The following is a 10,607-nucleotide window of genomic DNA, read 5'->3' on the forward strand; positions in this document are numbered from 1 at the left end:
CCGTATTTCCGCAGCACACAAGGAGTTGCAGCATGCACATCGGAGACAGCATCCGCGCCGCTAAGAAGCCATTTTTCTCACTGGAGTTTTTTCCTCCGTCGGATGAAAATAGTTTGCCCGGCTTTTTTGAAACAGTGGAGAAGCTGCGCGTTCTGGCCCCGCTGTTTGTTTCCGTCACGTACGGCGCAGGCGGCGGCAAGCAGCGTAATACCCTTGACGTAACTGCGGAACTTGCCCGGCGCGGGCTGAACACCATGGCCCACCTTACCTGTGTGGGCGCGGAGCCTGAGAGCATATCCTCCTACCTTGCCGAATTGCGCGCTGCGGGGGTGGACAATGTGCTGGCCCTGCGCGGCGACCCGCCCGCCGGGCAGGAAATGGACTGGAGCAAGGGGTACTTTCGGCATGCCTCTGACCTTGTCGCCTTCGCCCGCCGCCAGCAACCCTATATGGGCATTGGCGTGGCGGCCTATCCCGCGCCGCACCCCGAATCAAACTCCATCGCGCTGGACCGCCTTTACACTGCGGAAAAGATGCGCAGCGGCGCGGACTTCGCCGTAACCCAGCTTTTTTTTGACCCGCGGGAATATGCCGATCTGCTGGAACACTTGCGCGGCATGGGCATTCACACGCCCGTCATCCCCGGCATACTGCCCATCCAGAGTTTTGACTCATTGCGTCGGGTGCTTTCGCTGTGCGGGGCCAACATCCCCGGCAAACTCTACCTTGACCTTGAAAGCGCCAATGCCAAGGGTGGGGCCGAGGCCGTGCGTGAAGTGGGGCTGGAATTTGCGGTGCGCCAGATACGTTTTCTGCTGGAAAATGGCGCTCCGGGCATCCATTTGTATACATTGAACAAAGCTGGCATGTGTCTGAGGGTGGCTGACGAGTCGGGCCTTTTGCAGGCATGACGCATACCTTCCATCAGCGCGGGGCCCTGACTCTGGCGCAACATTTCGGTCCCCGGCGCACCTCGCCGGGGACCGCCTGTTTTCATTGACCAAAGCGGGCGTCCGGTATAGCTTCGCAGGCTGTGCTGGCGCGCAGGACACAAATTTCCTGCCGCGTTTCTGGCTCAAGGATCGCTTTGCTTTCAATCTGGATGTGCGGGCCTCTGCAGGGCTGCATTCAGGGCAGGTACGGATGCGCAAGGACGTGGGTGCGCCGTCATGCGCGCCGTCATGCGTGCGGCCTGGCAGGCCAGTTTCGCAAACTGGCCCATTCATTTTTGTGGCGACGCCGTATTGACCTGTCCCATACCCGGAGATACTGTTTTTCTATGTCATCCTCCATCGAAAAAGGCCATGGTTGGCTGCTGATTGCGGTCTGTACCTCACTTTTTTGCATGCCCTTCATGATGGCTGGCGTGAACGCGGTTTTGCCGCCCATTGGTGCGGATCTGAAAGCCAGCGCGCAACAACTTGGTCTCATGGGCGCTTTTTACGCCATGGGGCTTGCCGTTTTTCAGCTTGCCAGCGGCAGTCTTGGCGACATTTTGGGCTACAAGCGCGTCTTTATCTGGGGAATCGCCATCTTTGGGGTCTGCGGGGCATTGCTGGGCTTTGCCACTTCAGTGGAAGCCTTTTTGGGGCTGCGGCTGGTGCAGGGCATGGGCGGGGCCATGTTCAATGCCTGCGGCCTGGCCTTGCTGGCATCGGCCGCGCCTGCTGGAAAAAGAGCCATATATCTCGGCTACAGCGGTTCGGCCGTGTACGCGGGCATTGCCTGTGGCCCGCCGGTGGCTGGCTTTGTGGCGGGCTGGCTGGACTGGCGCTGGCTTTTCTGGGGCAATGCGCTCACATCGGTGGTTGTGCTGCTGCTCATGAAGTATGGCGTCAGCCTGGACTGGCGCACGGCCAAGGGACGCCGCTTTGACTGGGGCGGCTGCATCATTTACGGACTGGCCATGACGGCCCTGACCTTCGGTTCGTCGGAACTGGCGGCCTATCCGGTGATGGCTGGCTTTCTGCTGGCGGCTTTTGCCATTCTGATGGTGCTGTTCTGTTTCAAGGAACTGCGCAGCGAGTTTCCCATCCTTGATATCCGCCTGCTTGCGCGCAACAGGGTGTTTGCCCTGTCTTCTCTGGCGGCCTTTATCAACTACAGTTCATTTTTCGGCGTGCTCTTTTTCTTCAGCCTGTATCTGCAGTTTGGGCGTGGCATGACCGTGCAGCAGGCGGGCATGTTTCTGGCCCTGCAGTCTCTGGTGCAGGCCATGACCACCCCTCTGGCCGCCAGGCTGTGCATAAAGTTTGACCCCGGCCATGTGAGCGCAGTGGGCGTGGGGCTGTGCGGCCTTGGCCTGCTGGTTTCGGCCTTTCTTACCGTGGATTCGCCCATAGGCGTACTGCTGACCGCTCAAGGCCTGCTTGGCGTGGGCATAAGCCTTTTCGCACTACCCAATACCACCATTATCCTTGAAAGCGCCGGGCGCGATCATGTGGGGCAGGCATCGGGCCTTACCGGAGCCGTGCGCACCGGGGGGCAGCTTATGAACATGGTGGTCATTACCCTGACTCTGGGCTTTTATTTGGGCGACAAGCCCGCAGGGCCGGAGACCATTGACGCCTTTATGTCCAGTATGCACCTTGACCTGATTGTTTTTGGCATACTGAATTTGCTGGCCGTGGGCTGCGTGCTGGCACGCAACCGCAAATAGAGCGGGTTTGTCCTGACGTGCTCAGGGTAGCCACGCAAGCGGCCCCAATACAGGCAATCCCATTGCAGGCCATCGGGTAGCCGCAGCGTGAAGTTGCTCCGCCCGCAGCGTGAAGAAGCGCTGGCCGCGCGGGTTACATGATTTGCCTCCACGTGTTATGCGCAAAGCGGGCAGGCGGCCGCAGTTGCCATTGCAAACACCCATAATCTGCTCCGGGCCACGAAAAAACGTCGCGCACGGGAGGAAAATTCTAGGGAAGCACTGATTAAAGAGCCTCTTTGAAACGCGTAGTTGTTTCGTTTGGCAAGGCGCGATCTTTTTTTGAAGCAGGAGTGGACTCTTCCGTCCTCGAATGTTTCAAAAAAAGTGAAGCAAGTCCGCCAAACGGAATAAATCAGCGTTTCCCTAAAGTTTTTTGGCAGGCAGCCGAACAGGCAGTAAGGACGGAGACATTCATGGCCGATGCCAATTCCGCTAAGCTGCGCATTATGTTACAAGGGTACGAACAGCAATTGCTGGCTGCCCGGCGTCTTGCGCGTTTTCGGGTTCGTATGAGGCTTGCTCATGGCGATGCGCCGGATGATCCTGATCCGGCCGCTCACAGACACGCCTGCGTTGAAAAAGTGGCTCGCGAACTGTACGAAACGCTGCTTTTTACAGGCAGTGACAATCCCGTGGTGGAGGATATCCGCCAGGAGCTGGGCAAGGAAGTGGGGCAAAAGGTACGTTTTACCTATCCCCCTGGTCAGAGGTTGCACATTGTGGGTGAAGGCCCCGAAGGCATGGAGCCGCTGCCAGAAGATGTGCAGCGGAAAACACGACATGCATTGTGGCGTATTACCCGTGCCACCGTTGATAAAAGCATGCTGGAAGAACCGTCAAGAACCGAAAGTTTTGTGAAGCCAGTGGCGCAGAGCGGCGCGAAAGCGCCCTCAACGGAGTAGGAAATGGAAATCAAGAACACGACGAACAGCCTTTTTGATCCCTATGCCGCCGGGTTGGACAAAAGCACCGAGGCCAGAAACGACACGCGTCTGAAGGCGCGGGCGGAAGGAACCGGTACGGATGCGTCCCAGGGAGACAAAGTGACCGTTTCGCAGGACGCCCTGCTGCTGACAGAGGCGCGCCGCGCGGCCCAGAGCGCGCCGGACGTGCGTTCGGAAAAGGTGGAGGCCCTGCGCATCCAGGTGGCCAACGGAACCTATAAGCCGGACAGCAAGCTTATTGCCGCCAACCTTGTGCGCGAAGAGCCGGGCCTGTTCAAGGCGTAGTATGGGGCGGGGTGCCCTTGAAGATATTTTTTGATGTTTGAAGGTGCCCGCCACGGCGCGGAGTAGTGCGGATACGCCGTGCTGCGGGGCTGTGGTGGGCGTCTTTTAATGCAAAGGCCAGAGCGATTTCATTTGGGATCGCTCTGGTCTTTTTTATTTGGATTGCCAGTGTCGTGGGGCGTGGCAGGTGTAGTGGTGTAGCAGGTGCTTTGAAGAAAATAAAACAGGGCTTGTGCTTTGCGAGGCGATTTCTGTGTCCTGCGGACACGAGAGCTTTTCTTTTTACTTAGTTTGGGCCGCCTCCGGCGGGGGCAAGGCGGGGCCGGTTATGGGGCTGCGCCCCCTTCTCGGCCCCCCTTGCATCCCCCCCGAAGCACCCCGCTTGGGCTTTCCCGTTTCCGCCATTCCACGAGGGCTGCGCGGCTTTCGCTTCGGGAGCTTCCTCGCTTCGCTCGGCGATCTCCCTGCGCGCCGCGCAATGCCAGCGGGCGACTTCGCGTTGACTGTGAGATCGGGGAGGGCGGCTCAGTGGCTGTGAAGGTGTTTCATTGGTGTGGGGGAGTCTCAGGAATGCGCGTCACTGTTGGATAATGACGCGGTGTGGCAAAGGCTTTGGGTCTGGTTTTTGAGGTGCGGGGACAATTGGCAATCAGTAGTTAAAGAAAACAAAGCAGGCTTGTCCTTTGCGAGGGGGGTGCCCTGCGGGCACGGGAGCTTTTCTTTTATGTTGTTTGGGCCGCCTCCGGCGGGGGCAAGGCGGGGCCGGTTATGGGGCTGCGCCCCCTTCTCGGCCCCCCTTGCATCCCCCCCGAAGCACCCCCCTGGGGTTTTCCATCTTCCGACATTCCGCGAGGGCTGCGCGGCCTTTGCTCCGGGAGCTTCCTCGCTTCGCTCGGCGATCTCCCTGCGCGCCGCGCAATGCCAGCGGACGCTTTCGCGTTGAATGTGAGATCGGGGAGGGCGTCTCAGTGGCTGTGAGATGTCTAAGGAATGCATCTGATTGTTTGGGCAGGTACGTTATGGCGGGGAAGTCTGCATGGCATGTATTTCTGGAAGAATAAAAACCGGGCTTGTCCTTTGAGAGGCGGTTTTTGTGCCCTGCGGGCACGAGGGCTTTTCTTTTATGTTGTTTGGGCCGCCTCCGGCGGGGGCAAGGCGGGGCCGGTTATGGGGCTGCGCCCCCTTCTCGGCCCCCCTTGCATCCCCCCCGAAGCACCCCGCTTGGGCTTTCCAGTTTCCGCCATTCAGCGAGGGCTGCGCGGCTTCTGCTGCGGGAGCTTCCTCGCTTCGCTCGGTGATCTCCCTGCGCGCCGCGCAATGCCAGCGGGCGACTTCGCGTTGACTGTGAGATCGGGGAGGGCGTCTCAGTGGCTGTGAAGGTGTTTCATTGGTGTGGGGGAGTCTCAGGAATGCGCGTCACTGTTGGAGAATGACGCGGTGTGGCAAGGGCTTTGGGTCAGGGTTTTGGGGCGAGGGGGCAATTGGCAATCAGTAGTTAAAGAAAACAAAGCAGGCTTGTCCTTTGAGAGGCGGTTTTTGTGCCCGCAGGGCGCAAAAAACACCTCACAAAAACAGGGCATGGTCTTAATTCTTACCGGAGACATGCCGTGCAAACTCTTTCACCGCAACGTGTCTTTCCACCATAATGGTTGCCGTGTCTGAGACTCCCAACAGCCAATGAGACACCCTTGCTGGCCTGTCATTCAGCGTGAAGGCATATGATGGCATTGCGCGGCGCGTAGGGAGATCGCCGAGCGAAGCGAGGAAGCTCCCGGAGCAGAAGCCGCGCAGCCCTCGTGGAATGGTGGAATATGGAAAGCCTTTAAGGGCTAACCCGTGGGAGTGGAGATATACGACAAGCCCAGCGGGGTCGTCCGGGGGGAGTGCAGAGGGGGCCTCGGAGGGGCGGCAGCCCCTAACAGGCCCCCATCTGCCGCCCGCCGCGCAGGCGGCCCAAACTAGAACAAAAATAAGCCCCCGTGCCCGCAGGGCACACAAGCCGCCTCTCTAAGGACAAGCCCTGCTTAACTTCTTTCAGCGCGCCTGCCGCGCATACCTTCGCCGCCATACCTCGCCGCGCAGGCGGCCCAAACTAGAACAAAAATAAGCCCCCGTGCCCGCAGGGCACACAAGCCGCCTCTCTAAGGACAAGCCCTGCTTAACTTCTTTCAGCGCGCCTGCCGCGCATACCTTCGCCGCCATACCTCGCCGCACAGGCGGCCCAAACTAGAACAAAAATAAGCCCCCGTACCCGCAGGGCACACAAGCCGCCTCTCAAAGGGCAAGCCCTGCTTAACTTCTTTCAGAGCGCCCGTCGCGCATACCCTCGCCGCCATACCTTGCCGCGCAGGCGGCCCAAACAACAGAAAAAGAAAAGCCCCCGTGCCCGCAGGGCACACAAGCCGCCTCTCAAAGGACAAGCCCTGCTTAACTTCTTTCAGCGCGCCTGCCGCGCATACCTTCGCCGCGTCGCCCGCCGCGCAGACGGCCCAAACTAGAACAAAAATAAGCCCCCCTGCCCGCAGAGCACACAAGCCGCCTCTCAGAGGACAAGCCCTGCTTAACTTCTTTCAGAGCGCCCGTCGCGCATACCCTCGCCGCGTCGCCCGCCGCGCAGGCGGCCCAAACAACAGAAAAAGAAAAGCTCCCGTACCCGCAGGGCACACAAGCCGCCTCTCAAAGGACAAGCCCTGCTTTGCTTTCTTCAGAGCGCCTGCCGCGCATACCTTCGCCGCCATACCTCGCGCGCAGGCGGCCCAAACTAGAACAAAAATAAGCCCCCGTGCCCGCAGGGCACACAAGCCGCCTCTCAAAGGACAAGCCCTGCTTAACTTCTTTCAGAGCGCCTGCCGCGCATACCTTCGCCGCCATACCTCGCCGCGCAGGCGGCCCAAACTAGAACAAAAATAAGCCCCCGTGCCGGCAGGGCACACAAGCCGCCTCTCAAAGGACAGGCCCAGTTTTATTCAGAGCCCCGCCTCCCCCCCCACCCACAGGATAAAACCCACCTCCGGCACGGAATCTGCAAAGCAAGCTGTGCCGGTATTCCGGCAAGGAGTCAGCGCCATGAAATTGACAATCTTGCGCAATCCCGTCCTGTGGATATTCACAGCAGCCCTGCTGATCAGCATGGTTCTTCCGGCGCAGGCCGTGCGCATCAAGGATATTGCCAACTTTTCCGGCGTCCGTGACAACCAGCTCATAGGCTATGGCCTGGTGGTGGGCCTGGCGGGCACGGGCGACAAAAAAGACTCGGTCTTCACCATGAGTTCCATGAAAAACATGATGGATCGCATGGGCATTGGCGTGGATTCTTCAGCGCTCAAGACCAAGAACGTGGCCTCGGTCATGGTGACGGCCCGCATGCCGGTGTCGGCCAAACCGGGCACACGCCTTGACGTTACCGTGTCTTCCGTGGGTGACGCCACATCCCTTCTGGGCGGCGTGCTGCTGCAAACGGCCCTCAAGGGCGTTGACGGCAAAATATATACCCTGGCTCAGGGTTCGCTGACCGTGGGCGGTTTTTCCAGCCAGGGCAAGGCAGCCAGCGTCAGCAAAAACATCAGCACCGTGGGCATCATCCCCGGCGGCGGTATTGTCGAGCGCGGCATCCCCTTTGAGTTCAACCAGCAGGACAAGCTCACCCTGCACCTGCGCACCGCTGACTTCAGCACTGCCCAGCAGGTGGCCGAGCGCGTCAACGGCGCCATGGGCGGCCCCTTTGCCCGCGCTGTCGATGACATGTCCATCACGATGGATATCCCTGCCCAGTACCGGAACAACATGGTTCCTCTCATGGCTTCCATTGAAAATCTTGACGTCAGCCCGGACACCGCCGCCAAGGTGGTGGTGGACGAAAAGACGGGCACAGTGGTGCTCGGACGCGACGTGCGCATCATGCGCGCTGCCGTGGCTCACGGCAATTTGCAGATAACCGTGCAGGAAGGGCAGCAGGTGTCGCAGCCCGGGCCTTTCTCGCAGGGACAGACAGTGGTGACCCCCACGACGGAAACCAATGTACGCGAAGAAAACCGCCACCTGGTTATTGTTGAGGGTGCGACCCTTCAGGAACTGGTGGACGGACTGAACTCCATCGGGGCCACCCCCCGCGACCTTATTTCCATCCTGCGCACCATGCAGGTTTCCGGTGCGCTGCTGGCGGAGCTGGAGGTAATATAAATGACCTCGCCTCTTACTACAGGGCTTGTGCCGCATGAGGCCAGCGGGGCTGAAGTGTCCCGCCGCGAGTTTCAGTCCCGTCTGGCTGGCGTGGGCAACCTCAACGGCAAAAAAATGACGGAAGCAGACAAGGAAAAAAAGCTGCGCGAAGCTTGCGAAGGCTTTGAATCCATATTCATCCAGAAAATGTGGCAGGAGATGCGCAATACCCTGCCCAAGACCAATATGCTTCAAGGGCGTGAAGAACAGTACTGGCAGAGCATGTATGACCAGGAACTGGCCAAATCCATGACGGCGGCCGGGGGTATTGGCCTGGCGGACATGATGTATTCGCAGCTTTCGCGCAATCTCGTTTCGGCCAGCCGTGGCACGGCCTCGGCCAAATCGGGCTCCACGTCGGGTTTTGTGCCGCAGGTTGCCTCGGTACTGCCGCAGGATGGGGAGGCGGCCAGTCAGGCCGAAGGGCAAGACGGCAGTCAGGGCCGGGCGGGCCACACCGCCATGCGCGGCAGAGTGCCCATCCCTTCCGTATATGACGGCATTGCTCCGGTGCAGGATATGGGCGAATCCATGCAGATTCAGGTGCTGCCCGCTGGCACGGGCTCTGCACAGGCCGCGCTTGCGACAGCGGGCCAGCCCGCGTCCCAGCCGCCTCTTGTGGTTGCTCCGCCCGAAGTGGAGCAGGCCCTGGCCGCCCTGCGGGCGCGCAAGGAAGCCGCCGCGAAGCAGGAGGAGCAGCGCGTTCCCAATATGAATACGGGCCTGAACATGGCCCGCGCCGCACAGTTTGAGGCGGGCAGCAAGCTGGGAGCGCACGCGGTGCTGCCGCGCACGCACCTTAGCGAACCTGCCCGTAACGCCGCTGCAGGAAACGGGCAAACGGGTCAAATGACGCAGGCCCGGCAGGCACAGCAGGCCGCGCAGGCGCTGGATATGCAGATGCGCATGGCGCAGAGCATGGGTACGCCCGCAGCCATACAGGCCGCCATGCAGACTGGCCAGCCCGGCCCCATTGGCCCTCTGGCGGAGATGGCCCCCGGCCAGGAGCATGGGCAGACTTTCGCGCAAACTTCCGGTCAGGCTTCCGGCTTCACCGGCGGACAGGCCGGCGCTCAGGCCGGTATGCAGGGGGCCATGCAGGCGGGCATTCCCGTGCCGCGCCCGCAGCAGGCTTCCCAGCCTGCAGGCGGCGTCATAACGCCTGGCCCGGCCATGGCAGCCGGGCAGGCAGCCGGACAGGAAGCCGGACAGGAAGCCGCGCAGGAACCGCATATCCAGAAGGTGCGCTACACCACCAATGTGCCGCCCGGCCAACGCAAGACTTCAGCCAACGACATTCTGCACAGTCTCGCGGCTGAAAACGCGACAGGGCCGCAGCAGGGCCAGCACCCGGTGCAGCAGCATGGGCCGCAGCAGGCCGGTCAGCCCGCTGCCGCCGGGCATGAGGCCGCGCAGCAGCCGCAGCTTCAAAAGGTGCGGTATACCACCAACGTGCCGCCCGGCCAGCGCAAGACATCAGCCAGTGACATTCTGCGCAACAGCAGTGTGGACGCCGTTGGCCCCAACAGCCGCGCGGGAGCGGGGCTGGCCGCCTATCATGCGCAGCAGGCCGGGCAGCCGCTTCAGGCCGCGCCTGGGCAGCCGCAGGCCCCAGCCACCATACAGCCGCTGCAAGCCCCAACCCAGAACCAGGCAGGACAGCCCGCGCCGGTATTGGTCGGTCAGTCCGCAGCCGGCGAATCCGTAATGCCGGTGACGCCGCAAGCCGGTCAGGCTCCGCACTTGGCCCAGCCTACAGGGGGCTATGGTATTCCGCCCCTGACGGCCATGGACCTGCGGCGCTGACGGTTGGCTTTTCCTCTGGACTGGCCTTTTCCGTCCGGGCACGGAAATTGCTTCATTCGTGACGGGGCGGCAGATTCTGCCTGCGGGCCATAAGCCACAGGCCGCCCAGCGAGGTTTATCATGCATACGACAGTCCATACATCCCTGATCCGGCAAAGCAAGGCCCTGGCCCTGCTGTGTGAACTTATGGAAGAAGAGTATCAGACGCTTCTTGGCCATAATACGGACGCCGTGGTGGCGCTGGAGTTTTCCATTCAGGAGCTTATCCGCCATTTGGCGGCGGAAAAGGCCACGGTCATGAAGGCCCTGGCTGGCGTGCGCGCCAAGGAATACGCCACGACGCTTCCGCAGGCCGAAGGCGCTGCGCTGCTGGATCTTTTGACCGTCATAGACAGGGCCGAGCAGGAGGCCGCACGTCAGGCCACGCGCAACAGCCAGCTTTCTCTGGCTCTGCTGGATCAGAGCAGCCGCACTCTTCAGGCGCTGACAAGCCAGGTCATGCCGCCCAAGGCAGAAACCTACGGTCGCCGGGGCGGTATGCGCCCTCACGGCCATCCCGAAGCCGCGCTTATTTCAGGGAGGCTCTAAGTCATGCTTAGCGGTCTGCTTAACATGGGGCAAACGGCGCTCAATGCGTCCCAGGCATGGATATC

The 10,607-nt window shown here is 60.9% G+C and carries 7 protein-coding genes; all 7 read left to right on the forward strand.

The genetic code is table 11. The features are described from left to right. The first annotated feature begins 32 nt into the window (after window positions 1-32). Window positions 33-911 carry a methylenetetrahydrofolate reductase gene (locus tag RBR41_RS13475; protein WP_320353166.1) on the forward strand — a complete coding sequence of 293 codons (879 nt, stop codon included), beginning with the start codon at window positions 33-35 and terminating at the stop codon, window positions 909-911. A 368-nt stretch (window positions 912-1,279) separates the two neighbouring features. Beyond that, a complete protein-coding gene (locus RBR41_RS13480; RefSeq protein ID WP_320353168.1) occupies window positions 1,280-2,659 on the forward strand; it encodes an MFS transporter in 1,380 nt (459 codons plus the stop codon). Window positions 2,660-2,937: 278 nt separating this feature from the next. Then, complete coding sequence (locus tag RBR41_RS13485) at window positions 2,938-3,603, forward strand: DVU0524 family FlgM-associated protein (protein WP_320353169.1); 666 nt, start codon at window positions 2,938-2,940, stop codon at window positions 3,601-3,603. Window positions 3,604-3,606: 3 nt separating this feature from the next. After that, complete coding sequence (flgM, locus tag RBR41_RS13490) at window positions 3,607-3,930, forward strand: flagellar biosynthesis anti-sigma factor FlgM (RefSeq protein WP_320353170.1); 324 nt, start codon at window positions 3,607-3,609, stop codon at window positions 3,928-3,930. 3,066 nt (window positions 3,931-6,996) lie between these two features. Next, the gene (locus tag RBR41_RS13495; protein WP_320353171.1) at window positions 6,997-8,109 is read left to right on the forward strand and encodes a flagellar basal body P-ring protein FlgI; all 1,113 of its coding nucleotides are present in this window, start codon (window positions 6,997-6,999) and stop codon (window positions 8,107-8,109) included. Further along, window positions 8,110-9,954, forward strand: coding sequence for a rod-binding protein (locus tag RBR41_RS13500; protein WP_320353172.1), 1,845 nt, complete (start codon window positions 8,110-8,112; stop codon window positions 9,952-9,954). It abuts the gene before it with no gap. 120 nt (window positions 9,955-10,074) lie between these two features. After that, window positions 10,075-10,542 carry a flagellar export chaperone FlgN gene (gene flgN / locus RBR41_RS13505; RefSeq protein ID WP_320353173.1) on the forward strand — a complete coding sequence of 156 codons (468 nt, stop codon included), beginning with the start codon at window positions 10,075-10,077 and terminating at the stop codon, window positions 10,540-10,542. The last annotated feature ends 65 nt before the right edge of the window (window positions 10,543-10,607 follow it).

The sequence above is a fragment of the Desulfovibrio sp. genome (genome assembly GCF_034006445.1).
In the GTDB taxonomy this organism is placed as follows: domain Bacteria; phylum Desulfobacterota; class Desulfovibrionia; order Desulfovibrionales; family Desulfovibrionaceae; genus Desulfovibrio.

Excerpts from the sequence above, each read along its gene's own strand:
- flgM (WP_320353170.1), top strand. The coding sequence starts at position 3,607 with ATGGAAATCAAGAACACGACGAACAGCCTTTTTGATCCCTATGCCGCC.
- flgN (WP_320353173.1), top strand. The coding sequence starts at position 10,075 with ATGCATACGACAGTCCATACATCCCTGATCCGGCAAAGCAAGGCCCTG.
- RBR41_RS13500 (WP_320353172.1), top strand. The coding sequence starts at position 8,110 with ATGACCTCGCCTCTTACTACAGGGCTTGTGCCGCATGAGGCCAGCGGG.
- RBR41_RS13480 (WP_320353168.1), top strand. The coding sequence starts at position 1,280 with ATGTCATCCTCCATCGAAAAAGGCCATGGTTGGCTGCTGATTGCGGTC.
- RBR41_RS13495 (WP_320353171.1), top strand. The coding sequence starts at position 6,997 with ATGAAATTGACAATCTTGCGCAATCCCGTCCTGTGGATATTCACAGCA.
- RBR41_RS13475 (WP_320353166.1), top strand. The coding sequence starts at position 33 with ATGCACATCGGAGACAGCATCCGCGCCGCTAAGAAGCCATTTTTCTCA.